Consider the following 25489-nt stretch of genomic DNA (forward strand, 5'->3'; position numbering starts at 1 on the left):
TCCAGGCTCTTTTTTGGGTGGAATGCCTTCTTGCCGGCTTATCGACTAGAAAAAAAGTCCCGGGTAATAGCCGTCTATCATCCGGGACTTCCTTTTATCAACCAGTGTTCCTCAATCCTGCAGCAATACCACTAATCGTCAGCAATGCCTCCACAAGCAAATCGTCATCCGGGTTTTCCTGTTCCCGCAGTTCTTTGATCAGGTTAACCTGCAATAAATTCAGCGGATCAACATACGGATTGCGGCGATGGACCGATTCCTGTATATTCACCGTATTATCCAACAATTCCTGGTTCCCGGTAATTTTCAACAAGACTTCTCTGGTCATAATGTACTCTTCCAGGATATTGCCGAAAATACGATCTGCGATTTCCTCATCCTCGACCAACGCTGCATATTCTTTAGCAGTCGTGATATCCGCCTTCAACAAGGCCATTTGCAAATTATCGATGGTGGAACGGAAAAATGGCCACTTTTCATACATTTCCTGTAACCGTTCCAAACATGCCGGACTCTGGGAAGCATAGCTGTTCAATCCCGTTCCGGCTGCATACCATGCAGGAAGCAGCTGCCTGCTTTGCGTCCAGGCGAATACCCACGGAATTGCCCGTAAATCTTCAAATTTGTCGCGATTTTTCCGGCTCATTGGACGGGAGCCAATGTTCAATGCACCTAATTCATTCAGCGGGGTTGCCTGTTTAAAATATGTCAGGAAGTCCGGGTCACCAAACACCAATGACTGGTATTTTTTTAAGGAGACATTGGAGATGTCCTCCATGATGCTTCGCCATTCCTCTTCCTCCATCTCTTCGCTACCGCTAAAACCGATCGTGTTATCGACCGTTGATTGCAACAGTGTCGAGGTAGCCTGTTCCAAACTGCGATAGGCGATATCCTCCAATAAATAACGGGAAGACAGCACTTCTCCCTGCTCGGTTATTTTCACCCCATCCCCGAGGGTTTCCGGAGGCTGAGATAAAATACTCCGGTTCAGTGGTCCGCCGCCTCTTCCAAGCGAACCGCCTCTGCCATGGAAAAATTTCAATCCGAGACCGAATTTTTTGGCGACCTCATGAATTTCCTGCTGGGCCCGATATAGTCTCCAGTTAGCAGTCAGTGTCCCTCCGTCTTTACTGCCGTCCGAATATCCGAGCATGATTTCCTGCTGATCTCCATGCTTACTTAAATGGCTTCGATAACAGTTCATCCGGAATAACGTTTCCATGATCTCCGGCCCGGCAATTAAATCATCGACCGTTTCCAGCAGCGGCGCTACGTTCAAATGGGTCTCCACTGATCCATCTGCATGAACCCGGTAAATACCGGCCTCTTTAGCCAGCACTAGAACCTCAAGCAAATCACTGGCCGATTCGGTCATACTTACCAAATATACGGTTATGGCATTACGGCCAAATTCCTCATGCGCATTTTTAATCATCTGGAAAACCTTGAGCATTTCCTGCGTTTCTTTTGAATAATCTTCATTCAGAAGCAAAAGCGGACGTGGATCATTCAACACTTCTTCCAGTATACGTTGTTTTTCCGGCTCCGAAAGCGATGTATAGTCATCGGCAATATGCACCTTCTTCAGGATTTCGGTAATCGCTGCTTCATGCTCGCCGCTATGATTGCGGATATCCAGCGAAGCAAGATGGAATCCAAACAATTGCACCTGCCTAATCAGCTTGCCCAGTGCCTTCCATTCCCGTCCCACCGGTTGGTGTGCCTGGACACTGCGATCGATCAGCTGTAAATCTTCCAGCATTTCAGAAGCATCCTGGTAACCGATAGATGATTCCCCAGTCTCTTCAAGCCGTTTGAGCATGACCGCAAACTTCCGGCGATAGATTTCCGCTTCCACTGCCCAAGCCTGACCTTTTTCCATGTATTCCGCTTCATCCTTTTCTACCGAAGCAATCAACTCTTCGCTAATCGTCACCCGCTCGGTTGAATGGCTGAAACGTTTCATGAGCTGAACGATGATTTCTTTGTATTTTTTCAATGCCAGATTACGCTGCTTGTGCAATGTTTCCCATGTAACTTCCGGAGTGACATTCGGATTGCCATCCCTGTCCCCGCCGATCCAGGAGCCAAAGTGAAGAAAATTCGGAATTTTCCAGTTACTGCCTTCGTAGTTTTCCTTCAACTGTTCCTCTAACTCCTGATGGATTTCCGGAAGCACTTCAAAAAAGGTTTGGTCGAAATAATATAATCCATTCCGGACTTCATCCATGACTGTCGGCTTTCGATGGCGCAGCTCATCCGTCTGCCAGAGAATGGTCACTTCATTGACCAACCCATCCTCCAGTTCTTTTCGTTCTTTTTTAGTGAGCTGCGGCTGATCTAGCTTTTGCAAGATGCTGGCAATCTGCTTTTGTATTTCCAAAACGGAATGCTTGGTTGCTTCTGTCGGGTGCGCTGTAATGATTAACTCCAGAGATAGCTCATCGAGCACCTTTTGAATCGTTTCTTCATCTATCTGTTTGTTTTTCAAGGAAGCCACAGCTCTTTCTATGGATCCAGGCTGTGCCATTTCCGCTTCCTGCAACTGGTATTCCCTCCGTCTGCGAATACGGTGGTTTTGTTCGGCGGCATTGATCAAATGGAAATAGACCGAAAATGCACGAATCACCTGTTGGCGCATAGGCTGCTTCAATCCCGCAATTTCCTGTTTCAGCGCTTTATATGTTCCCTCATCATATTCACTTCGAAGTTTTTTTGTGGTGACCCGGATTTTTTCCACTTTGTCCAAAAGTTCAGGTCCGCCATGGTGCAACAATACTTCACCAAGAATATTCCCTAATGCTTTTACGTCTCTTCTTAACGACATGCTACTGTCCCTTTCCTTTTCTAAAGTATGCAAAAGTGTCACCTTCCCCTAAATCTTCTGAATTTAGAAAACGTTGTCTTATCTCTATTCTATAATGAATGACCGAAAGTATCACGGAAAAACCGGTCATTCATCTAAAATCGATATAAAAAGGAAGGTTATTAATCTATTATTTTAATCGTTCCACTAACTACATAACTGCTCCCCCTATCTATAAATCAAAAGAAATGGTTTCGGTCGGAAAGTCTGTTTTCTGGTAACGAATAATCCTAACTCCTATCGGCTTTACTTCTTCCGATCCACTGGAATCTAGAATAAAGGTGTGTTCGAGAGGAAAATAACGCAGCTTCTGCATTTGCTCCCAGCTTTGAACGTCGCCTTCTTCATATCTATTTCCCTCTTCATCTACCAGAATTCCGTTCTTCTCCTGTTGTCCAATTGTCATACTTTTCGGCTCGGACAGAACCTCATATTCCAGGCGTTCAAAAGGCCGGTCTTTGTTCCAGTCTTCTTTGATCGTCAAACTGGTGTCCTGATCGACTTGAATGTCTTCGACTGTGATATCGATTCCTTTAAAGGTAAAAGACTGTGGTCCGCTTTTTTCCGGATCGATTGGAAAAGATTCGTTTACCGGAATATATTGTTCCAGCCTGGAGATGCCAAGTTCTAATGAATCAGCCGACGTACGGTACATCGATTCGAACACAGCACGCTCGTGCACCCACGCACTTTCCTGGTTTTGTTCCACCCCGTTGGCCATACCAAAGTCCTCACGATGATAGGATGTTTCACCATCCGATAAATGGTCGAAATAAAAAAATGTATCGCTGCCGGCCGGGCCCCGTTCATACCGATACTCGATGACGGTTCCTGTCGGCGCCAGTCTTACCTGATCAACGACTATCTGAATACCTTCTATTTCAGTCTCGACATCTATGGGTTTCTCGATCATTTCTTCTTTATCAGCTTCAATAGTGAATTCCCACTTCCCATTTTGGAACGCTCCTGTGGAAGGAGCTCCTCTATAAGGATCGTTCGATTCTTCTAAATCCTCCGGAGAAACCTCCATCAATCGACTGATTTTCAAATCGAACGCACCATTGTCCTCCTTTATCGGAGGCAGGGCGATACGCCCGCGATACTTACCTTCCGGCTGCTGTGGATCATCCTTAAAACCATTGACTAACTGACCATAGGAACGTTCCATATTAAAAACGCCCCTGTCACTGCTTATTCTCGGAGGATCCGAATAGTCCAACCGAAGCAATCTTCCCTCCGCATGATCTTCCACTTCATAGTAAACGAAGGTCTGCAAATCATCCGAAATCACGTGCGTAATGGTGACTTCGACGTCCTTGTCCTGCTGGCTGACATACACTTCATTGCCAATACCATACTGTGCAATTTCCGCCAGACTGTCTTCTGTAGGCATGCGGATGCTGTTCCACCAATCAGCTGCTTTATGGAATCCGCCAAAAGTATAGGCAGCTCCCGCCAGGATCAAGCAACCGAGGAATACCATTCCCCAGAACTTCGGCTCTTTTTCGGCAAGCCATTCCTTCATGCCTTTTCCGTTGTCTGTCTGATACTCACGGAAATACTCCCGGCAGTCAGGACACTGGCTTACGTGCACTTCCACTTTTGCCTTTTTTCTATCCGGCAGTTTTCCTTGTTTATATTTTTTGACTACCCGTCTGGATTGTTCACAATCGATCATGATCACCTACTTTTCCTTCTCGATTCCCTTATTTCCATATTCGACAGTTACTTACTTAATCCCTGTATTATCTTCCTTTTTCCCTTTTAAAAAATCACTGTTTTTCCATAATTTGAGTGAAGACAGAGGGATTACCGCATTTCTAAATTCAGTCTTTCAATCGAAGAAATAGTACAGCGGCATCCCAGGATGGCGACTGTAAAAAATTAACGAATCCTTGATTTCTTAGCGTATAATATACAAAAGCAAATAATGCTTCATTACTTCTGTTGTGAAGGACGGGAAAAACATGACCGGATGGATGATAGCCGAGCCGGCTTTAAAACAAATCGACATTCATGCTACGGAGGATAACCAGTTGGTAACTGTTACCGGTACCAGTAATTTATTGACGAAAATCGGTACGGGGACAGATGCTGCTGTTTTCTGCCATCAAGCTCTTCCAGGCTATGCCTTTAAACTTTATGCAAGAGAGAAAACCGCAAAAAAAGAGATGGAATATCAGGTTTATCATCTACTTGGACATAGCCGGCATTTTCCTGTCTGCTACGGCGCCGGGGAGCGTTATCTAGTCCTGAGCCATGAGCCGGGCATCACTTTATATGACTGCCTGTTACAGGGTATTTCGATCCCCCGCCAAGTGATGGAAGATGTAGAGGATGCGCGCCAATACATCATCTCTTTAGGGCTTAACCCAAGGGATATCCATTTAAAAAATATACTGATGCAGAACGGCCGTGCGAAACTGCTTGATGTATCAGAATATATCAAGCCTGGGAACGACTATCGATGGGAACATTTGAAAAGAGGCTATGATTTGTATTATCACCTTGTCGATGGTAAACCAGTTCCTATCTGGTTGATTGATCGAATCAGGAAATGGTATCAGCCCGGAAACAACCAGACGCCCACTTTCGAAGAGGTTGTCATGCGTGCTGCCAGGCTGATAAAACGGAGAAGATGAAAAGGAGTAACACTGTTCAGTTACAGTAGCGAGCTATCACCCTTAAGAAAGAAAAAAAGAAGCAGATGACTGCGCGCCTGATTACACGCCAGTCTTCTGCTTCGCTGTTATTTCGTGCTGTTTTCTACATCATACTCTTCCAGTGCCTTGCGAAGGAAGTCGGTAAGCTGTTCGCTCATCTCTTTATCCTGAAGAGCCATTTCAATCGTACTTTTAATGAAACCGAATTTCTCCCCAACATCATATCGTTTTCCTTCGAAGTTATAGGCAAAAACGCGTTGGATTGTATTCAAGTGTTGAATCGCGTCAGTCAGCTGAATTTCCCCACCTGCACCTTTTTCCTGTTTATCAAGGTACATGAAAATCTCCGGTGTCAGGATATAACGTCCCATGATTGCCAGGTTGGATGGTGCAGACCCTTGAGGCGGCTTCTCCACGAAGTCTGACACTTCGTACAGGCGGCCCTTCTCACTGGAAGGATCAATGATACCGTAACGCTGCGTCTCATCCTCCGGAACTGTTTGGACACCGATGACTGAAGATAATGTTTCATCGTAAATATTCATCAGCTGTTTCAGACAAGGAACCTCCGATTGGACAATGTCATCCCCTAACAATACAGCGAACGGCTCGTTTCCGATGAATTTCCGCGCACTCCAGACAGCGTGCCCTAATCCTTGTGGTTCTTTTTGGCGAATGTAGTGGATATCCACTTTTGCAGGCTGCTTGATTTTTTCCAGTAGATCATATTTTTCTTTTCTTCTTAAATTTTCTTCCAGTTCGAAAGAATAATCGAAATGGTCTTCAATGGCACGTTTACCCTTACCAGTAACAATGATGATGTCCTCGATGCCAGCTTCCACCGCTTCTTCTACAATATATTGTATAGTTGGTTTGTCCACGATCGGAAGCATTTCCTTTGGCATTGCTTTCGTTGCCGGTAAAAATCTCGTTCCTAACCCTGCTGCTGGAATGATTGCTTTTTTGATCTTGCTCATTTTTCTCTCACCCTTTTGCTGATTTTATTTTTTTACCGTTCTAGTAGCCATAAAGGAAAAAGCCCTTCCCGGAACGGCATCCAGGAAAGCTTCTACATTTGTCTAATCCCATTATAACAGAACGCGAATTTTTTCATGAATCCATTATTGTCTTGATTTATAACTTTATTTATCGATCCCAAGATCATCGAGAATATCGCTGGCCCAGCGGTCGACGTCATATTCAAAAACATGTTCACGCATCGTGCTCATCCGTCGCTTCTGTTCTTCTTCAGATGCATCCCAGGCCTCTTTGACCACTTCCTTCATCCCGTCAATGTCATGAGGGTTGCATAGCCAAGCGTCTTTCAATTCCTGGGCAGCGCCTGCAAACTCACTTAATATCAGATTGCCATCACCATGAATGCGTGAAGCGACATATTCCTTACATACTAAGTTCATGCCATCCCGGATAGGCGTAACCATCATCAGGTCAGCGATGCGGAATAACGCAGCAAGTTCTGTACGGTTCAAAGATCGAGGGATATAATCAACAGCCGGAAGTCCAAATCGTCCGAATTCACCATTGATACCGCCAACTTCCCGTTCTACTTCTTCACGGAGTTTTGCATAGCTTTCCACCCGTTCACGAGATGGCGGAGCCACTTGAACGAGGACAACCTCCTCTGGATCCAGCATGCCGTCTGCAAGCATTTCACGATAAACCTTTAAACGTCGATCGATTCCCTTCGTATAATCCAGGCGGTCGACCCCCAAAATAATGCGGCGATTTCCCAGCTCACTAAGGTATTGATGAATCAATTTCTCCACCTCTGAACTGCGAGCCAGGCTGTCATATTCCTTACTGCTGATAGAAATTGGATAGTCGTCGACTTTTACAGTCCGGCCATCTTTGGCAACCACCGTATTCTCCGTCGGGGATAATCCGAGGAAGTCACGAGTCAAATCAAGGAAGTTCCGTGCTGCTCCTTGTACTTGGAAACCAATCAGGTCTGCCCCGAGCAGCCCCTCGACAACTCTGCGTCTCCATGGAAGTTGGGAGAACAACTCTTTTGGAGGGAAAGGAATATGCAGGAAGAATCCAATTCGTACATCTGGTCTTAATTCTCTCAGCATTTGTGGAACGAGTTGAAGCTGATAGTCCTGGATAAACACCGTTCCTCCCTCTGCCGCTTCTTTGGCAGCAGCATCAGCAAAACGCTGATTCACTTCCACGTATTTATCCCACCAGCTTCGATCAAAGATTGGTGTGACCATCGCATCGTGATAAAGCGGCCAAAGGGTCGCGTTTGAAAATCCTTCATAATACTCTTCTACATCTTCCTGGGTCAGCTCGATCGGCACAATCTTCATGCCGTCTTCCCGGAATGGCTTAGGCGGTTCGCTTGTACCTCCTGCCCATCCGATCCAGGCACCTTCTCGTTTCTTCAGCATTGGTTCCAATGCTGTAACAAGTCCGCCTGGCGACCTTCTCCATCTTACATTTCCATTTTCGTCTATATAACTATCTACAGGAAGCCTGTTCGCTAATACAAGAAAAGTCGAACCTTCCTGCTTCTTCTTTGTTGATATTTGTTGTTGGTTGTTTTGATTAGTTTCTGCGTTATTTTCCTGAGATTTGGTGGTACCTCTATTAGTTATGGATTTATTATTATATATTGTTTTTCCTGTTTGTATTTCTTGTTCGATAATTGCGGATGAACCATCAGGCGATCCATTCTCAACATTTTTCACTGGTTTCATTTGCCCATCCTCCTTGATAATATTGTCAGAAAAATAACTGGTAACCAATAGATACCCTATCTTTTTCTCGATAAAACAAGTTTTATTTTGGCTGGACTGGCAAGATCTTCTTTGAAGAAAAAAAATGAGGCGAAAGTCCGGTAATTAATCAAAAGTAACGAAATCGTTTAACGGTACAAAGACGTATAAAAAGAAGAAGTTAAAGCCGGATTAATGGTAGTAAGTCATATTATAAATGAATAGTAAGGGAGTTGTTTCATTTTTGATAGGTAATCTGACAATAGTTTCCGTTACCTCCATTCTTACCGCCGGATACCCTGCTATAGAGCAGCTGTACGTAAAAAACGGGAATGTACTATAGTTATCCCCGGCATTATTATGATAGAATGAGAGGGGAAAGCCTTCCGGAAAACCGGAAAAACTATGTTATCTATCCCACATTAGGAGAGTTCATAATGACAGAGACAAACGATAAAGGTTTGGAAAATAGAAGAATAAAACGAAAGAGAAAGCGCAAAAAAAGAAGACGGTTGCTTTTGATTTTCTTGCTGCTTGTAATAGGAATTGGTGCCTATTCGATCTTTCAATGGTACCAAGCTAAGTCAACAGCTGAAGAAAAGAATCCGAAAGAAGAGTTCGAGTTCCATGGAGCAGAAGAAACGGCTGATAATTTTAACGTACTGTTGCTTGGGGATGATTCCCGCAGTGATGAGCGAGCTCGAACTGACACCATCATGGTTGCCCATTACGATTCGAGTGCCAAGCGCCCGAAAATCGTTTCAATTATGCGTGATACGTATGTAGAAATACCGGGCCATGGCTATAACAAAATCAACGCTGCCTATTCGATAGGCGGTCCCGATTTATTGAGGGAAACAATTAGCCAAAACTTCGGCATTGATTTACATTACTATGCGATTGTTGGATTTGAAGGTTTCGTGGATGTAGTCGATACGATTGCGCCAAATGGAATTGAAGCGACCGTAACGCCGGAAATGACCCAGGATAAAAAAGCGCTGGGAGTTCAGCTACAAGAGGGAACGCAGAAGTTGAACGGGGAAGAGCTGCTCGCATATGCCCGTTTTCGACATGACAACCAAAACGATTTCGGCAGGGTACAGCGCCAGCAGGAAGTCATTCAAAAGCTGACTGAAAAAGTCAAAAGCGTCTCTACGGTTACCAAACTTCCAGAACTGATCGGCTATGCTCAAGGGTATGTCGATACCAATGTCCGTACTGGTTTGTTAACCAGCATGGCAAAAGATGTCGTCTTAGGAAACACCAAGGAATTTGAAACACTGAGAATACCGGAAGACGGTACTTATCAAGATGTAAGATATGAAAATGTCGGTTTGGCGTTATCGATCGACCTTGAACAAAACGCAGCTTTAATGCAAGACTTTTTGTCAGACGAATAATCATAAGTGGGAGACCTTATTGGTAACCAGTTCGGATTTGGGTTACGATATTACAAGGAAAAGGTAAAAACGCAATCGATTGAACATTGAAAACCGCTCAGAAATTTTTTAATCTCTGAGCGTTTCTTTTTATTTTCTTCTACAACTAACGCAGCCGTTTTAGTTTAACTACCAAAAGTAACTATTTTTTATTATTCACACTGGAAAATACCATTATTTTAAAAACAACGCTGACTCCTAACAATAAGTTAATTATTCCTCCCATAAAAACCTCCTTACTTGAAAAGTATTTTAACGTAAATACCCATTTTATCGGTGTTTTAGTGGAGGCAATTAGCAACCGTAACTGGGGAGTTTTTTAGCAATTGTAAATTTGCTGTCATCTTGGACATAAACATTGTTCAAAATTAATAAGCATTCCAATTTATATGCTAATTGGAATGCTTAAAGAGTTGTTATCTTACATTTTTCACTTTCGTACCGATCCGTTACCTTATTGGTGTCCCGCTTTTTCTATTAATCTTCGTCTTTCACGTCGATATCTTCCGGCATTGGTTCATTAAGGTAATCCTGAATCATCTGCTTGTATTTTTCCATCTCTTCCAAATGGGAAACAAACTGTTCCTTATTTATCAGATACTGCTCGCCATCATGGATGGCCCGGATACGGTTATGAAGAATCAGCTTATCAATTACCGACTCCTTCATCGACAAATACTCCGCCGTTTCCTTCACCGTCATATACACAGCATCACCCTCTTTTCCTTGGAAGTTTTGGAATACTCCTCTTTGCGCCCTTTCCTTACTCCTATTGTGGCAAAAACCAGTCCGGAATGCCAGTAAATTGATACAAAAGCTCAATCCGACCAAGTACTGAAACAAGCTAGCCAAACCATATAGTAAAGAGAAGACCGGGGACAGTCCCCGAACGGCACCAGGGACAGCCAACTTCTGATTCGGGGACTGTCCCCAAAACCACTATTTTTTCTCCTTTCAGGAGGTTGAAACAGTAACATTGCTGTCATGGAGCGATTTTTTCTCCAAAAAGGTCTGTCCCCATTTAGGTATGTTCAGCGCACGTACTTGATATGGGGACTGACCCCTCAATCAGATCTTAAAGGGAATAATCGATTCTGGGGACTGTCCCCGGAGAAGACTCGGAGAAGATGGGAGGATGATAAATGCGGGGTGTGGATTGGCAGATGGTTTTGTTTGTCGGAACGTCGTTGGTTCAAGAGTACTGGTTGTATTGGGGACTACCAAGGGTTTACTTTTGGGATGTTCAGCGGGAGTTCATGAAAAGTCCGGAATTCTCTAATCAAGAGGATGAGCACAATAGAGCAGCATAAATCCATCATTAAGATAAAACTAAGGCATCTGGGCCTTAGTTTTTTTGCCAAAAAAACTATCCCTTTATTTGGTAAGAGATGAAATAAAAGTTGTATCTGGAGTTATTTGAAAATATACTATAAAGTAAGCATTATCGAAGGATGCGCCACACACTCAGGAGATGCATTGCATACGTTTCCCAACCACGTCCTTATTTGGTCCTTGCATACACTCTCCACTTATTTAACGTATACACAACTACACCTTATCTAACCCAGCATTTCCGCCATATCCAATACCCACACTACGCCATCCTGAAAAAGTCAAAACCAAGGAGGCATTATGAAAAAATCACTATTACTTTTATTACTTCCGCTAGCGTTGCTTGCAGCCTGTTCAAATGCTGAATCAGAAGAAAGTTATTCCGTCGAAGATGCCCGGGAAAACGGAGATGTAATCGCCCAGCATCAAGCCAATAGCTTTGATGAAATCGTCCAAGGCGCAGTCGAAGTAGAAAATGCAGAAAAGCTCACACAGCTGATCACCAATGTGGAAGAAAACAAAGAAGACGAAGTAAATATTTCGGTCTTTGACCTTGATGGAAGTCACAGTGAGAACAAGATTTCCTACAACGGAGAAACGATCACCTTTGAAAATAACTACGGCAACTATGAACAATCCCCTGCCGGTACATACGAGTGTTCCTACATTTCCCAACGGGGACCTGTTGTCTATCTAAGCTCTTGCTCAGCCGAAGATGAATCTGAAGTATCCACGATGATTGGCTTTGTCGGAACCGAAGAGGCATTCAGGTAAGCACAAAATCAAAAGGAACAGAACGGTTCTTCCGTCGCTGTTCCTTTTTTGGTTTTAGGCTTTATTTTAGGACCCACGGACGTCCCGCTCTCAACCTATCTACTTACTTGTTTTTGACCATTTCTTTCAGCTCACCACTTAGTTTATTTATTTCTGCTACAGCATCATTGATGACGGCAATCAACTCATGTTCATTTTCCAATGTCGAAACGATCTCCTGGGTTGAAGCCGCATTTTCTTCGGAAATATTGGCTACATTTTCAATTTGCGATTGGATATGGACAAAATTGTCTGTAGCCGATTTGATTTCCTCCATTCCTAACGACAGCTGTTCATTTGTCCCTTGGAACGAGTCTTTCATTTCCTCAAAAAACTGTGATACTTCGGTTAATAACTTCTGCCCTTCCTCTACGGCTGACTCACCCTGACTCGATTTGTCCTGTGCTTCCTGCGACTTATGAAAGAGCGTATTGGTAACCTCGGTAATGTCCACCGTTATATTGGCACTCTGTTCGGCCAGCTTGCGAACTTCGTCTGCTACGACTGCAAAGCCTTTGCCCTGTTCTCCCGCACGCGCTGATTCAATTGCGGCATTTAAAGCTAGCAAATTTGTTTGTTCGGCAATTTGCTTGATTCCTTCCAACAAGGAATTCACTGTTTCAAGGCTGGACTGCAAATCCGAAACGGTTACAGCCGTTGTTCCGATTGCCGAATTAACCGTAGTGAAGTGTTCGGTAACCCGCTGAATTTTATCCCAACCATCCTGCACTTTGTTATTCATGACATCTGATTGATCGGCTATTTGCTGTGAAATTGCGATCGTTTGATTGGTTTTTTCCAACGAACTTCCCATCGATTCACTTACGAGGCTGACACTGTTCGCTTCTTCTTGAATGCCGGCAGCCATTTGCTGGACGGAATCCAAGATATTATGACTCGAATCATAAATGGTAGAAATGTTGGTATTAAAATTGCCAATATTACTTTCCAGTGTAGCTGTTCCTTCTTCAATCGAGTGGAACGTTTCTTCCAATTTCTCCACCAACTGCTTTGCTTCCATCTCTTTTTCATAGGAAGCATCAATCAGTTCACGTCCCCAGCTGGTCAATAAATATAAAACAGCCAAAATAGCATTGACCAATACAAATACCGTAATGAATCCTTTAAAATTATCGTCTATATTTAAAAGTTCTGCCGAATTGAACAAATAAGTTAAAACCAGCCCTGCATCGACAACTACTCCAAAAAGTAGGATCAGTCCTTTTTTAAAATATAATGCAATCATAGCAATGGATAATAAGATTAAATAATGCTTATTTAAAGCAAAACCATCCGAGAAAAAAAGTGCGATGACAACGAGGTATGGCAGAAGTGCAAAAATAAATCCTTTCCAATAAGTACGAATCGGCAAAAAGTAATTTCCAACTGACAGAAGAAGAACAACTGCCCCGGCAACCACAATACCAATACTGTCTGCAAGTCCCCGCTCAAAAACAATTGGTATGACCAAAAGAAATACGACAACCAACAAAAGTATCAAATTAACGTTATGTACCCGCTGCGTGTTATAACTATCATGCTGTTCCATCCAATCTCCCTTTCCCCTGTTTGAACTTTATTAGATGACGCAGTTTCTATGGTAATACATATTTCCTATAAAAGGAATAAAATTTGATAAAAAATTCCCATTTTGGTATAATTTTTATGCTATTTACCAAGAATTTTAGGTTTTATTACCTATTCTATACACCACAGGGAGGATACATAATGAGAATTGCAGTTATGGGAGCTGGATCTTTAGGTACAATTATTGGCGCTTTTTTGTCAAAGGGAAAGCAAACAGTGGAATTAATTGATGTAAATCAGGAGCATGTTGATGCCTTAAATAAAGATGGTGCGACCATTGTTGGTACGTTGGAGGACAATATTCCGGTTAAAGCCATCACCCCCGATGAGATGGACGGCATCTATGACTTAGTCTTATTACTGACTAAACAGGTCTACAATCCACAAGTGCTGGAAAATCTTAAGCAATATATAAACCAAAACAGCCTTGTTCTTTCCTTGCAGAACGGTGTCCCTGAAGAAGGACTCGCCACTGAGCTAGGTGACAATCGTGTTATCGGCGGCTCTGTAGAATTTGGGGCGACCTGGATCAAACCAGGTGTATCCGAATTGACTACTGCCGTTGATTCTTTCAAAGCAAATGCTTTTCAAATCGGTGAGTTGGACGGATCTATTTCAGATCGGACGAAAGAAATCAAAGACATCCTCGAGCTGGTTGGAGGCACTGAAATTTCTACAAACCTGGTTGGTACCAAGTGGTCCAAGTTGCTGGTTAACGTGGCAATGAGCGGCACCTCCACCGTATTTGGCTGTACCTACGGGGATGTGCTTGCAGACGATGCAGCGGTTACAAGTGCAGTAATGTTAGCAGATGAAACCTTGGAAGCAGGACAAGCTTCCGGAGTCGATTTCACCTCCATAGCCGGTATCGATGTGGCGAAAACATTCAAAATCAATAAAGATAAAAGCAATCTGGCCCAAGTGATCGGCTTGGCGAGAAAAGTATTCGAACCTCAAGCCCGCTTGAGAGCAAGCATGCTGCAGGACTTGGAAAAGCAGCGCAAATCAGAAATTGACTATATCAATGGAGTGGTAGCAACAAAAGGGAAAGAAACCGGCACCCCTACCCCTTTCAACGATTTGTTAGTAAGCTTGGTTCGAAAAGCAGAGGACGAAAAAACCGTACCTGTTTTTGAAGAAAACCTTGCTTACTTCAAGGAATTAATCAAAAAAGAAATCTAGTTAAAAAAGACAGCGATCATCGGTTTGATGATCGCTGTTTTTTGAGTGTGAGATGCCGCCATACGGTTATGTCGAGCATTTGCTTTTAAATAGGAAACTATTCAGCGGCTTTTTTCCCCTTCACCTGCTTCAAGGTCGCTACGATAAGAAAACTAACAATCACCAATAAAAGCCACGAACTCACCTTCCCTAAATGAACAAGACTCCATGCATCGGTTTGGTTAGGATATTGCCATGCCCCAAAGAAAGTGGAGATATTTTCGGCGATCCAGATAAAAAATCCAATAAGTACAAAAGAAAGTGCGAGCGGCATACGATAGCGGGTTCCATTTACCTCGTAGGCGACCCATGAATTCCAAAAAACGATGAGTACAAGCCCTGACAAAACCCAACGAATGTCCAACCAATAATGATGGGTGAAAAAGTTCAAATAAATGGCAGATGCCAATGGAACAACCATCCAAAATGGCGGCCAATTAATCAATTCAACCGTTAACCTCCTCCAGGCCTGACAAAGGTAACTCGCCACGCTTGCATACATGAACCCGCTATACAAAGGCACCCCTAATATTTTCGCATACCCTTCTTCCGGATATGACCAAGAGCCCATATGTACCTTAAAAAGCTCTAGAGCAAGCCCGATCAGGTGGAACACCGTAATGACTTTTAATTCGTCCTTTGTTTCAAGCCCGGAACGCACCATCCATACCTGCATGAGAAGGCAAATGATGAGCAGCCAGTCATATCGTGGCAGAAAGGGAAGCGGCACTACTTTTGTAAAAGCCAGAGAGGCAAAAATAACAACAGGAAACAAGCAAGACAAGGCCTGCTCCCAACAAAAACGAACGAGTTGGTTGAACGGTCTCTTGAATGGTACATCCATTTTTGAATGGTTGAATACCTGAGCAGTTTCTCGTTTTTCCATTTGATTCATTGAAATTTTCCTTTCCTTTATCCATCTTGGCTATCTTCATCACTTCTGTATTCCAAAATATCACCTGGTTGACAGTCCAACGCTTTGCATATTGCTTCCAAGGTCGATATCCGAATCGCTTTTGCTTTTCCATTTTTCAATATAGAAAGATTGGCCATCGTAATCCCGACTCTATCTGATAGTTCGGTTACGCTCATTTTCCTTTTCGCCAGCATTACATCGATATTGATTATAATCGCCATATTCTTCACCTCAAACCGTTAAATCATTTTCTGATTTGATATGAATCGCTTCCTGTAAAAGCCTTTGAAGAACAGCAGCAAAGACTGCAATTACCATCGCTGCAAAAATTACGACCATACCGATCAGTATAATTCCTGGAGCGTCATCCGCCTCCGCAATAAGATAAAAGAGGGGCATGCCTATTGCATAAAAGGCGCTGATAGTGATTGCACAGTACTTTATTTTCTTTAGCGCTTTTACCGATAATTCCGAGAAGGCTTTGTTGCGGTCAATAAAATTTAAAAGCCTAAACGCCTGATACAGCGCAAAATAAAACGGGAACGCTGTAATGTACAAGTCGATATATACAAGGTATTTCAAGTAAGCACTTTCCGGATAAAGTTCTGCTGCAAAGTTCCCTATTTCCGGCACAACAAATATGCACAAGGCAAGAATCGGGATGCCAATAAGAATAACAGCTATCCTTAAAAAGAGTGTCGTTCCACGGTTCATAAAAAAGCACCTCACCTGTTTATAATTAATATGAATTCTAACACGCCGTTTATCGTTTTACAATAAATAATTAATGATTTATATTATATTTTTATTTTTATTTAAACAACTCCTGCGTTACTAATAAATAGAAAAAGCATTCCTCTTCGCAGAGAAATGCCCTTAAGAAACGTGAAGCTATTGATTTCATAATTCAGACGACCCTACGGGAAACTTTTTCCCTTCCCATCATTTGATCAGGTATACTGTAAATCGGCATAAAAAAGACCAAATCCCTAAGAGATTCGGTCCAATGCTTTCGTATATTTTTGAGTTGGTCATCCATTTCTGTTAACTAACTATAAACATTACCACATAATGCTTTTGCCGGATGTCACCTTTGCTCCCTGAAGAATATCCTCAGAACCAGGGCCAACTCCGATTTGCAAATCAAACACTTCAAAAAGGGTACCATAACTATCTTTCTCAGGACCCTCTAGTTCATCGTAATAGAAGGAAGCATTGGAAGATAGATTTCGGACGAAATTGTCCCCCAGTTCTTTGCGCTTCTCCTCATTCAAGCTCGCAGCCACTTGAAGAGTCATGGTGATCTGGTCGCCGTCTACTTCGATATAAGCGTCTTTGACTCCTTCATAACCTTCCATCGTGGAATAAGTCATGTCTTTTATTTCATCCGTAATTTCGATATCGCCTGGTTTAATATCAGTCGTATCCGCTTCGATTGTATCAGACGTCTCTTCGTCTGCTTTAGATGTGTCTTGGTTTTCGTTGTCCGCATCACTATCTGAACAAGCAGTGAACAGTACAGCCAATGAAATCACAAGAATGCTAAACCATAACTTTTTCAATTGTGTTCTCTCCTTTGATGTTAGAAATAAAGACTAGAAAATTATAACACTATCTACATAACAAAAGAAAGATACCCAAGTGGTTGGCTGGATTTAACAAAACGATCTGCTCTTAGCCTACTCCCTTTTACCCCTAATATGCATAGCATATACGGAACCAAAGCAGCGTTCTTTTTTTTTATAATTTGCTTGGGAGTGAATGATTTGTGAAGAAAAACTACACCGATTTACTAGCTGCACTGAATGTTGCCGGGGCCCATCCTGGCAGCTTCAAACATACACAGTTCATGCTAAAAACACTCGACATAAACAACCAATCGAAAGTATTGGATGTCGGCTGCGGAACGGGACAGACAATTGCTTATATCGCTGAAAAGTTTAGATGTACCGTTTATGGGATTGATCACCATGAAGAAATGGTTCTAAAAGCCAAAAGCCGCATCGCCGGGATTGCTGTTCCACCGAGGGTACTCCTAGGGAGAATCGAAAAACTCCCATTTGAAGACAATAGCTTTGATATTATCTTGTCTGAATCTGTAACAGCCTTCACCCAAATACAGAGCGCATTGAAGGAATACCACCGTGTACTGAAAAATGACGGAATGTTAATCATGAATGAACTGACGAAAATAGATTTGTTGGAGCCCGAGGAAGAAACGAACTTTAAAGAGTTCTATGGTTTTTCTGAGTTGTTAAAGGAAAGGGAGTGGAAAAAAAGGATTGCTGAAGCAGGATTTAAACACATAAATTCAAAGCGAATTCCCACACATAGCGAAGCTCCTGGGGAAGTATACAGCATCGAAAAGCTGGATAGAGATTATAACGACCTGCTGATGAATCATCAACTGCTGACGGAGAAATTTGCTTCCAAAATCGCAGCTTATTTGTACATTTGTCATCGTTCAACTTAAATATCCTTATGCTTATATTTCCACTTTCACCAGGCAACTTTCAAATTCCACCCAGGTAGCATTCTCCACGAAAAAGCCCGGGATCCAAGAGTACACTTTTCTCGGATTACGGGCTTTTTCACCTAACCATCTTTTAAAAAGCAGCTGTCCAGCCACCGTCTGCCGTTACAACCGTTCCGTTGACAAAGCTTGCATCATCCGATGCCAGGAATAACGCAACCTTCGCGATTTCTTCCGGCTTGCCAGTCCTAGGCATGACATCACGGACAGATTTGGTACGTTCAAAACCAAATGAATTGATATTTTTCATGGAGGCCCCAATGTTTGTTTCTACTCCACCAGGGGCAATGGCATTACAACGGATGCCTTTTTCCGCATACATGAAACCAGTATTTTTGGTCAGCCCGATTACTGCATGCTTCGAAGCACCGTAAGCAGCCCCAGCATGAGCACCATTCAGCCCTCCAGTAGAAGCGGTATTGATAATAACACCTGCTTGCTTTTCCAGGAAAATCGGAATCGCTTTGCGTATTGCCCTCATGACACCTTTTGAATTGACATCGAAAATGAGATCCCACTGATTATCTTCAATATCACCGACAGGTTGAAATCCGTCCATGATACCTGCGTTGTTCACCAGGATATCCAGTGTACCGAATTCACTTACTGCTGTATCGATCATGTTGTCTACATCTTCTTGTTTGATTACATTCACGGAAATGGCTTTTGCTGTGCCGCCATTGCGGGTGATTTCCTCTACTACAGCTTCTGCACCATCCAGATTGATGTCAGCGACCACCACTTTGGCCCCCTCCGCTGCATACAATTGGGCAATGGCTTTTCCCATCCCTGACGCTGCGCCTGTTACAATTGCAACTTTGTCTTTCAGTTTCATGCTTACCTCTCCTTTAATCGCTTACATCCTACTTTATTAAACAGGTGTTCACTAACGAACATCTATCTATAGTATAATAAGTAGGAATCAAGAAACCAATAACCAATGGCTCCTGCTAATGTTAACTAAGCAACAAATATCTTTATTTTGTTGAAAAAACCATCAAAAATACACATAGGAGGGTCACATTGTCTTCTAACCAAAAGATTGATAAACGAATCAAACGAACAAAAAAAGCGCTGCAAAACGCGCTGATTATCCTGATGCAGAATCAGGACTTTAAAGCTATCACCAACACGGATATTGTCGGGCTTGCTGATTATAATCGGGGCACGTTTTACAAGCATTATAAATTTAAGGAAGAGTTGTTGGAAGAAATCATCGAGGAAGTCATCGCCGACTTGATAGAATCCTATCGCCAGCCTTATCAACATACCGATTCCTTCACATTCAACAGCTTAACAGCTTCTGCTGTGAAGATTTTTGAGCATGTTTACGCTCATGCCAATTTTTATCAATTGATTATCCAGTCCAATGCACTGCCCGGGTTTCATAAACGAATCACCAATGAATTAAAAAAACTGCAACTGCATGATTTGGCTGATAAAGAACCAAGCCCCGACATTGATCCGGAATTACACGCCAGCTACCAAGCCTATGCAATTTTCGGCATGATCATGGAATGGGTGGAAGGCGGTTTTAAATTGACTCCAACTTATATGGCAGATCAGTTATTGAAAATGTTGAAGTTCAGTTCAGAAAATAGGAAGGTTAATATTAAAAAATAGACGAATTGCTAAGATTCTGTAGAGATGATGATATTCAAGGAATCAGGAAGTAACGGTAGGATGAAAGAAAAGAATTAATTCCTTGATTTTAATAGATACTTCGCGTATTCTAATGGATTTAAATAGGCTCGATTAATCGTTTTCTTATCATATACCCACATGGAATTCTTCCCTGGCTTCATGTTACATTCAATAAGCCATAAATGTTGGTTTTTATCTATACCGATATCAATGCCAATTTCCCCGAAACTACCATGAGTGATTTCAACTTTTTCAAAAACATCGCATAGCAGTTTTTCTAACCTGGCTTTTAATTTGTTAAATTCTTCAGGTGTGTATCCTAAATTTTTTTGAAAGAACGCTTCAAACCGATGGATCTCGGGCTTTGATCTTGTATTGGTAATATGCGAATTAGCCGCGCCGACACGAACTGAATGAGCGACACACTCTAATTCACCTTTACCATTTCGTTGGACATCACACCTTAAATCCAACGGTTTATTATTATACTGTAATAAGTCTATAGACTTTTGAATGATAAATCCTTTCCCTTGATAGAATAAACGAATAACCGTCAACAACTCTTCAAAAGTGTCTAAGCTGCCTGTTTCGATCTTTTTGTTTTTATAATACTTATATTCATATCCAGCTTCTTTCTTTGTTACGCGCATTATCCCTGCGCCATTATTTTGTCTGAACGATTTTAAATAAAGGGTTGAACTATCCCTAAACATATCTTGCAAGTTCTTTGCCTTCCTAAAATATACGGTTTGGGGAAGATGAGGTCGTAACTCTTCAAACTTATTTAGTTGTTCATATGAGTGCCATTTATGGTAATACCGTTCCGAATTTATTTTCGGAATATCCATTTCATCTATCAAACTCTTCACTCTCTGCGCACTCTTATTAGCCTTCTTTTCACCCCTCCGGCTATAATAAACATCGGGTAAAGGAAAAGTTTCAGCGCTCCATTTTTTTGTATTTCCATTATAAAACATTCCATTAATCAATTTCTTTTTAAAATCGACATCTCTTTCTGAAAAATAAAAGATTTTTACTTTGGCAATTTTACTCATCTTTTGCAATCTATTTATTTTTTTCCCTGCTTTTTGATTTGTTAATTTATCTATCCTTTTCGGACTTACATGTACACCTATATAAGGTTCATTTGGTTCACCCGTGTTAAAATCCACCCTTCATCCTCCTAAAATAATTTTCTGTTCATTTTATGCTCTTCCCAATAAACAGAGAACGGCATATATCTAAAAATCTTTTAAACTTATTCGTTTATACCTCGACCCCAAGGCATGATTTTCTTCCTTCGGCACGATCATGCTTCTTTTCAAACGGGACAATAGCACTTTTCCGGAACAACTACACAAATACCGTTTCCATCTAATCACTACAACATATTATGGGTAACAACTTTCAAAAGGAGATGACATAACCTTGACAGATTCAACACAAGAATATTCTCCGAATTCATGGATCGGGATACTCAGTTCACCTGTTCAAATTAAGAAATACAAGTCGAAACAATTGTTAAGATCATTTTCTGAGGCAAATAAGGACATTAATGCCCCTATCTTTTTTTTCACTTTAAATGATGTCGATATAGAAAATAAATCTATCAAAGGATATCACTTTGACACAGACAAAGGATTGTCTAAAAAGACATTTCCTTACCCTGCTGTCCTCTACAACAGAGTAATAAATTTATTCATGAAAAAACGTTATAAGCCTATTCTTGAAAGCTTTCGAAATGAAAAGGTGATATTGTTCAATCCAGTTGGGCGGTTTAATAAATGGAGGCTTAATATACTGCTAAGCGAAAATGAGTATATTAAGGAATTCATACCGCACACCGTCTACTTTACAGAAAACAAGTTAATAAAGATGTTAAATTTATATCAGAAAGTTTATATAAAAGGAACGTTAAGCGGACAAGGTAAACATGTTGTCCAAGTGGTTAGAACACCGAAAAATGAATATATATGTCGTTATTACAAAAATGAACTTGTTGAGTTTAAGACTAAATCTTTTAAACAGTTATATCGAAAATTAAGGCAATTATTACGCCGTCAAAAAGCAGTAATTCAGCAAATGATTGACTCAACAGACAAAAAAATAGATTTAAGAGTGGAGGCACAAAGAAATAAATTTAATGAAATAGAGATTGTTGGCAGAATTATCCGTGTTGGAGACAAAGAGACTCCTATTCTAAACACCAGGTCTAATCCTAAGTTTTATGATCTAGACGAGTTCTTTTTAAATCAAGTAGGCTACACTGAGAGTGAATTATATAGTTATAAAGAGAAACTAAGTACGTTGGTTGAAGAAATATATACAACGATTGAGGGAGAGTATGGAACCTTTGCTCAAATGGGAATAGATTTTATTCTCGATGAAAATTATAACTTTTGGCTAATTGAAAGTAATGCTACACCTGGACGGAAATCATTAAGAGCAGCAAGTGAACGGGAAGCTTATTTAAAGGCCTATATTAATGTACTGGAATTTGCAAAATGGATGATCGATAATAATAAAACGGTTAATGATCAATCGCTTGAGTTATAAACTATATGATTATTGTTCATAAATGCCAACTTTCGATTTTATTACTGGAAGCAATATAGCAATGTTAAATAAGAATTCATGTATTTTTTCTTAGATCACTTTCGGATAGCTGCACTATCCTTTAACCAAATAATATCCATCAATATTAAAGCCCTTTCGACACTACGACAGGGCTTTAATCAGTTAACTTATATACCACGATTAATTTTTTCTACAAGTGGTTTCACCAAATATAACAGGTCCCGCTTGCCAGCACCTCCCCCTCATAACTTCAAATAAGAAGAAAGTTTTGTTGATTGTTCTCTTCCTTTCAAGTTCCTTCATCTCTTTTCCGCCTAACCTATAGTCATACTTCACCATACTAATCACTTTTACTATGAAAGGCAGCTGCTGTTTATAAGCATAGTTGTAACCAATAACCAAACAATTCCCTGCATTCAGCTATTTGGAAATGCCTTCGATCTTTTTTGTAACTTTTTTGTAATTTATTAGAGCATTTTTGTAAATTATTTGCTATACTGGTAAATGCTTTTTAAATTTATAAATCAAGGAGATATTTAATTGGATATATTATCATTTTTAGGTCTTATCGTTTTCTTGGTCATGGGCATTGTTTCATTGTTCAGAAAGTCTGGCAAAGCAAAGAGGAATTTTGGTATTGCAGGAGTACTGTTCGTCGTATGGATGGTCTTGGTTGTAAACTCCTCTCCGGATGTAACAGAAAAAGCCGAAGCCGAAGATGAAAACAGGACTGAAGAAGTTGTTTCGGATGAAGAGGAGAAAGAGAAAAAATCAGATGAAGAAGCGTCAGCCAAGGAAGATAACGTAGAGGAAGAGCCTAAAGAAGTTTCGACTAAGGAAGAAGATGTCATAGAGGAAGAACCAGAAGATGAACCGGCTGAGGAAAAGAAAGAAGAGCCGAAAGAAGAAGAACCAGAATTGACTCTATCTCAAGAAAATGTATTGCGACAAGCTGATAGTTACCTTGCATATACGGCTTTTTCGAAACAGGGACTTATTGAGCAATTAGAGTATGAAGGTTTCAGCAATGAGGATGCAACTTTTGCAGTTGAGAACATTGAAGTTGATTGGAATGAGCAGGCTGTTCTAGCTGGAGAAAATTATCTTGATTATACTGGATTTTCAAGAACCGGATTAATCGAGCAATTAGAATATGAAGGTTTCAGTACAGAACAAGCGACATATGCAGTCGACCAAATTGGGTTGTAAGCTATAAAGTGAGAGTAGTAGAATTCGCCACTTATTTTACACTGTTAAAAAGAAGAGTAGTCTTAAAACTACTCTTCTTTTTTTGATGCTTTGAGCTAATGTTCAATATAGCTCTCTTAATCCAATAAAAAAGGCAACTACCTAGGGGGTCGTTGCCTTTTTTCTAACCAGCACCGATACACATTCCACGTGCACCGTATGCGGAAACAAGTCGACTGGCTGTACTTCCTTCAATGTATAACCGAATTGTTCCAGTTCCTTCACGTCAACTGCAAAAGACTCTGGATTGCAGGAAACATAAATGATTCGCTGCGGTTGTGCCCTGCCGATTTTGCGCATCACTTTACCTCCCGCACCTGCACGCGGAGGATCCAACAGCAGGATATCCGGAGTTCCTAGTCTCTCAAGCACCTGGTCGATTCCTTTTCTGGCATTCTCCGCTAAGAATTCCGTGTTGGAGAGGCCGTTATCGTCTGCGTTACGTTTTGCCGATTCGATTGAACTTTCTACGATTTCTATCCCGGCAAGTTTACCTACTTTGCTTGCGAACGGAAGGGAGAAAGTTCCGACTCCACAAAAAAGCTCCAGCATTTTTTCTGTTTCCTTAGGCTGCCCCATTTCCAGGGCTAGGTCGATCAGCTTCTGTGCCTGCACCGGATTGGTTTGGAAAAAGGTGTCGAACCAAAGCCGGTAGCGATAACCTCCAATTTCATCATAAATGAAATCCCGGCCCGATAGAAGATGGGTTTCCTCTGCTTGTGTACGGTCGGCCCAATCGGTATTTACAAGCCATAACAAGCTTTTAACCTGTGGATAACTCTGTTCAATTCGCGCTTTTAATTGCTCTGCAGCTTCTGCCAGATGACCGTCAGGTGCTTCCGTGGCAAACAGGCCGAGCATGATTTCTCCTGTCACAAACGACTGTCTTACCATCAAATGACGGAGCAGCCCCTGGTGTGTTTCCTTTTCATAACCGCTCAACGCATGCTCTTTCACCCAATCGGCAACTTCCATGACAGCCGCTGCCATCTCTTCACCAGCAATCAGGCATGTTTCCAGCGGAATGATATTGCGGAAGTTTCCTTGCTCGTGCAAGCCCATTGATCCGTCCGGAGCAAAAGTGAATTCCATTTTATTGCGGTAATGCCAGGGCTCGTCCATGCCAATGGTGTCCCGGACCAATTCCGGATCGAATCCCTGGGATACTAAAGCATCTTTTACGTGGGCAGTTTTCTGCTTTAGTTGTCCTTCATATTGCCAATGCTGCCATACGCACCCGCCACATTTGTCAAAATGCGGGCATGGCGCCGTAGTTCTTTCTGGATGGACTTCCAGTAATTCTTCCAATGTACCCTTTGTCCGCTTTGCTTCCGGCTTCTCAACAGAAACGCGGACCCTTTCTCCCGGTAGTGTTCGGGGTATCATCAATTTCAGTTTTCTCGGATTTTCTTGTCCGGTATCCCGCCAGACGACCGCACGGCCGGATCCTTTTTTATCTAAATGGTTGATTTCCGTATCCATGATTTCCGCTTTTAAATTTGAATTCGGCATCTATTTTTCCTCCCTCCTTGTACGGAATCTATTATTCTATCACTTCTATAAGGATCATTTTCAAATCGATTCCTATCCTTTTTTAACATGTTTTTGTTCTTCGTGCCAGTTTAATTTTTAAAGAGATTACAGACTTCTAATCTAAACGAGAGCGAAAGCATTTGCACTCCATTACCGTTCAACATTTTTCTTGCTTTTCCACCTTTACTCCACAACCTTAACCTAGACTCCTCTTTCTGTGAAGCTAGTTAGTTGAATTAAACAGAAATTCGAGCTAAGGTCTATAATGGTAAAAAAGACTTAACAAGATTCTCGCAATTAAGTAGCAAGAAGCATTAAAATAGAAGAGAACAAGTAAAAATTTTTCTTTTAAATATAGTAAAAAGAATTCGAGGAG

22 protein-coding genes are annotated in these 25489 nt (G+C 41.6%); 9 read left to right on the forward strand and 13 right to left on the reverse strand.

Features of this window, described 5'->3' with window-relative positions:
• Positions 1-97: 97 nt before the first annotated feature.
• Together ppc and BN1067_RS01880 are read right to left on the reverse strand one after the other, a co-directional pair.
• On the reverse strand, positions 98-2830 hold the full coding sequence (gene ppc / locus BN1067_RS01875) for a phosphoenolpyruvate carboxylase (RefSeq protein WP_053217356.1): 2733 nt from the start codon (positions 2828-2830) through the stop codon (positions 98-100).
• 211 nt (positions 2831-3041) lie between these two features.
• Positions 3042-4547 (reverse strand): DUF4179 domain-containing protein, encoded by a 1506-nt coding sequence (locus tag BN1067_RS01880; RefSeq protein ID WP_234400616.1) that lies wholly within the window; start codon positions 4545-4547, stop codon positions 3042-3044.
• A gap of 289 nt (positions 4548-4836) precedes the next feature.
• On the opposite strand from BN1067_RS01880, the gene BN1067_RS01885 reads away from it, so the two are divergent.
• Positions 4837-5511, forward strand: coding sequence for a serine/threonine-protein kinase (locus tag BN1067_RS01885; protein ID WP_053217237.1), 675 nt, complete (start codon positions 4837-4839; stop codon positions 5509-5511).
• Between the two features lie 107 nt (positions 5512-5618).
• Here the strand turns inward: BN1067_RS01885 and galU are convergent, their stop codons facing one another.
• The gene (gene galU / locus BN1067_RS01890) at positions 5619-6509 is read right to left on the reverse strand and encodes a UTP--glucose-1-phosphate uridylyltransferase GalU (protein WP_053217238.1); all 891 of its coding nucleotides are present in this window, start codon (positions 6507-6509) and stop codon (positions 5619-5621) included.
• A gap of 165 nt (positions 6510-6674) precedes the next feature.
• The gene (locus BN1067_RS01895) at positions 6675-8252 is read right to left on the reverse strand and encodes an alpha,alpha-trehalose-phosphate synthase (UDP-forming) (RefSeq protein WP_110943262.1); all 1578 of its coding nucleotides are present in this window, start codon (positions 8250-8252) and stop codon (positions 6675-6677) included.
• A 455-nt stretch (positions 8253-8707) separates the two neighbouring features.
• Here BN1067_RS01895 and BN1067_RS01900 point away from each other — a divergent pair, with 455 nt between their 5' ends.
• Positions 8708-9670 (forward strand): LCP family protein, encoded by a 963-nt coding sequence (locus tag BN1067_RS01900; RefSeq protein ID WP_053217239.1) that lies wholly within the window; start codon positions 8708-8710, stop codon positions 9668-9670.
• Positions 9671-10186: 516 nt separating this feature from the next.
• Here the strand turns inward: BN1067_RS01900 and BN1067_RS01905 are convergent.
• Positions 10187-10417, reverse strand: coding sequence for an excisionase family DNA-binding protein (locus BN1067_RS01905; protein WP_053217240.1), 231 nt, complete (start codon positions 10415-10417; stop codon positions 10187-10189).
• Positions 10418-10851: 434 nt separating this feature from the next.
• Here BN1067_RS01905 and BN1067_RS19720 point away from each other — a divergent pair, with 434 nt between their 5' ends.
• Both BN1067_RS19720 and BN1067_RS01910 read left to right on the forward strand, forming a co-directional pair.
• Positions 10852-11019 carry a hypothetical protein gene (locus BN1067_RS19720; RefSeq protein ID WP_199868451.1) on the forward strand — a complete coding sequence of 56 codons (168 nt, stop codon included), beginning with the start codon at positions 10852-10854 and terminating at the stop codon, positions 11017-11019.
• Between the two features lie 322 nt (positions 11020-11341).
• A complete protein-coding gene (locus BN1067_RS01910; RefSeq protein WP_053217241.1) occupies positions 11342-11815 on the forward strand; it encodes a DUF4362 domain-containing protein in 474 nt (157 codons plus the stop codon).
• 103 nt (positions 11816-11918) lie between these two features.
• Here BN1067_RS01910 and BN1067_RS01915 read toward each other — a convergent pair whose 3' ends face one another.
• A complete protein-coding gene (locus BN1067_RS01915; RefSeq protein ID WP_053217242.1) occupies positions 11919-13403 on the reverse strand; it encodes a methyl-accepting chemotaxis protein in 1485 nt (494 codons plus the stop codon).
• Positions 13404-13582: 179 nt separating this feature from the next.
• Here BN1067_RS01915 and BN1067_RS01920 point away from each other — a divergent pair, with 179 nt between their 5' ends.
• Complete coding sequence (locus BN1067_RS01920) at positions 13583-14623, forward strand: ketopantoate reductase family protein (RefSeq protein WP_053217243.1); 1041 nt, start codon at positions 13583-13585, stop codon at positions 14621-14623.
• A 97-nt stretch (positions 14624-14720) separates the two neighbouring features.
• Here BN1067_RS01920 and BN1067_RS01925 read toward each other — a convergent pair whose 3' ends face one another.
• The 4 genes from BN1067_RS01925 to BN1067_RS01940 form a co-directional block, all read right to left on the reverse strand.
• The gene (locus tag BN1067_RS01925) at positions 14721-15548 is read right to left on the reverse strand and encodes a DUF817 domain-containing protein (protein ID WP_407701344.1); all 828 of its coding nucleotides are present in this window, start codon (positions 15546-15548) and stop codon (positions 14721-14723) included.
• A 26-nt stretch (positions 15549-15574) separates the two neighbouring features.
• Complete coding sequence (locus tag BN1067_RS01930; RefSeq protein WP_053217244.1) at positions 15575-15799, reverse strand: helix-turn-helix domain-containing protein; 225 nt, start codon at positions 15797-15799, stop codon at positions 15575-15577.
• A gap of 10 nt (positions 15800-15809) precedes the next feature.
• On the reverse strand, positions 15810-16292 hold the full coding sequence (locus BN1067_RS01935; RefSeq protein WP_053217245.1) for a DUF2975 domain-containing protein: 483 nt from the start codon (positions 16290-16292) through the stop codon (positions 15810-15812).
• 347 nt (positions 16293-16639) lie between these two features.
• The gene (locus BN1067_RS01940) at positions 16640-17140 is read right to left on the reverse strand and encodes a hypothetical protein (RefSeq protein ID WP_053217246.1); all 501 of its coding nucleotides are present in this window, start codon (positions 17138-17140) and stop codon (positions 16640-16642) included.
• 206 nt (positions 17141-17346) lie between these two features.
• Here BN1067_RS01940 and BN1067_RS01945 point away from each other — a divergent pair, with 206 nt between their 5' ends.
• Complete coding sequence (locus tag BN1067_RS01945; RefSeq protein WP_053217247.1) at positions 17347-18051, forward strand: class I SAM-dependent methyltransferase; 705 nt, start codon at positions 17347-17349, stop codon at positions 18049-18051.
• A gap of 133 nt (positions 18052-18184) precedes the next feature.
• On the opposite strand, the gene BN1067_RS01950 is transcribed toward BN1067_RS01945, so the two are convergent.
• A complete protein-coding gene (locus BN1067_RS01950; RefSeq protein WP_053217248.1) occupies positions 18185-18946 on the reverse strand; it encodes an SDR family oxidoreductase in 762 nt (253 codons plus the stop codon).
• Positions 18947-19134: 188 nt separating this feature from the next.
• Here BN1067_RS01950 and BN1067_RS01955 point away from each other — a divergent pair, with 188 nt between their 5' ends.
• Complete coding sequence (locus BN1067_RS01955) at positions 19135-19734, forward strand: TetR/AcrR family transcriptional regulator (RefSeq protein ID WP_053217249.1); 600 nt, start codon at positions 19135-19137, stop codon at positions 19732-19734.
• A 74-nt stretch (positions 19735-19808) separates the two neighbouring features.
• Here BN1067_RS01955 and BN1067_RS01960 read toward each other — a convergent pair whose 3' ends face one another.
• Positions 19809-20927, reverse strand: coding sequence for a YheC/YheD family endospore coat-associated protein (locus BN1067_RS01960; protein WP_053217250.1), 1119 nt, complete (start codon positions 20925-20927; stop codon positions 19809-19811).
• Positions 20928-21183: 256 nt separating this feature from the next.
• Here BN1067_RS01960 and BN1067_RS01965 point away from each other — a divergent pair, with 256 nt between their 5' ends.
• Together BN1067_RS01965 and BN1067_RS01975 are read left to right on the forward strand one after the other, a co-directional pair.
• Complete coding sequence (locus BN1067_RS01965) at positions 21184-22311, forward strand: YheC/YheD family protein (RefSeq protein WP_053217251.1); 1128 nt, start codon at positions 21184-21186, stop codon at positions 22309-22311.
• A 561-nt stretch (positions 22312-22872) separates the two neighbouring features.
• The gene (locus BN1067_RS01975) at positions 22873-23541 is read left to right on the forward strand and encodes an Ltp family lipoprotein (RefSeq protein WP_234400603.1); all 669 of its coding nucleotides are present in this window, start codon (positions 22873-22875) and stop codon (positions 23539-23541) included.
• A 141-nt stretch (positions 23542-23682) separates the two neighbouring features.
• Here BN1067_RS01975 and rlmD read toward each other — a convergent pair whose 3' ends face one another.
• Positions 23683-25092: a 23S rRNA (uracil(1939)-C(5))-methyltransferase RlmD gene (rlmD, locus tag BN1067_RS01980; protein ID WP_053217253.1), complete on the reverse strand. Its 1410-nt coding sequence runs from the start codon at positions 25090-25092 to the stop codon at positions 23683-23685.
• Positions 25093-25489 lie beyond the last annotated feature (397 nt).

It is taken from the genome of Virgibacillus senegalensis (genome assembly GCF_000821245.2).
Lineage (GTDB): Bacteria > Bacillota > Bacilli > Bacillales > Amphibacillaceae > Sediminibacillus > Sediminibacillus senegalensis.

Excerpts from the sequence above, each read along its gene's own strand:
- BN1067_RS01950 (WP_053217248.1), bottom strand. The coding sequence starts at position 18,946 with ATGAAACTGAAAGACAAAGTTGCAATTGTAACAGGCGCAGCGTCAGGG.
- BN1067_RS01920 (WP_053217243.1), top strand. The coding sequence starts at position 13,583 with ATGAGAATTGCAGTTATGGGAGCTGGATCTTTAGGTACAATTATTGGC.
- BN1067_RS01925 (WP_407701344.1), bottom strand. The coding sequence starts at position 15,548 with ATGGAAAAACGAGAAACTGCTCAGGTATTCAACCATTCAAAAATGGAT.
- rlmD (WP_053217253.1), bottom strand. The coding sequence starts at position 25,092 with ATGCCGAATTCAAATTTAAAAGCGGAAATCATGGATACGGAAATCAAC.
- BN1067_RS01930 (WP_053217244.1), bottom strand. The coding sequence starts at position 15,799 with ATGGCGATTATAATCAATATCGATGTAATGCTGGCGAAAAGGAAAATG.
- BN1067_RS01915 (WP_053217242.1), bottom strand. The coding sequence starts at position 13,403 with ATGGAACAGCATGATAGTTATAACACGCAGCGGGTACATAACGTTAAT.
- BN1067_RS01880 (WP_234400616.1), bottom strand. The coding sequence starts at position 4,547 with ATGATCGATTGTGAACAATCCAGACGGGTAGTCAAAAAATATAAACAA.
- BN1067_RS01895 (WP_110943262.1), bottom strand. The coding sequence starts at position 8,252 with ATGAAACCAGTGAAAAATGTTGAGAATGGATCGCCTGATGGTTCATCC.
- BN1067_RS19720 (WP_199868451.1), top strand. The coding sequence starts at position 10,852 with ATGCGGGGTGTGGATTGGCAGATGGTTTTGTTTGTCGGAACGTCGTTG.
- BN1067_RS01885 (WP_053217237.1), top strand. The coding sequence starts at position 4,837 with ATGACCGGATGGATGATAGCCGAGCCGGCTTTAAAACAAATCGACATT.
- BN1067_RS01935 (WP_053217245.1), bottom strand. The coding sequence starts at position 16,292 with ATGAACCGTGGAACGACACTCTTTTTAAGGATAGCTGTTATTCTTATT.
- galU (WP_053217238.1), bottom strand. The coding sequence starts at position 6,509 with ATGAGCAAGATCAAAAAAGCAATCATTCCAGCAGCAGGGTTAGGAACG.
- BN1067_RS01910 (WP_053217241.1), top strand. The coding sequence starts at position 11,342 with ATGAAAAAATCACTATTACTTTTATTACTTCCGCTAGCGTTGCTTGCA.
- ppc (WP_053217356.1), bottom strand. The coding sequence starts at position 2,830 with ATGTCGTTAAGAAGAGACGTAAAAGCATTAGGGAATATTCTTGGTGAA.
- BN1067_RS01900 (WP_053217239.1), top strand. The coding sequence starts at position 8,708 with ATGACAGAGACAAACGATAAAGGTTTGGAAAATAGAAGAATAAAACGA.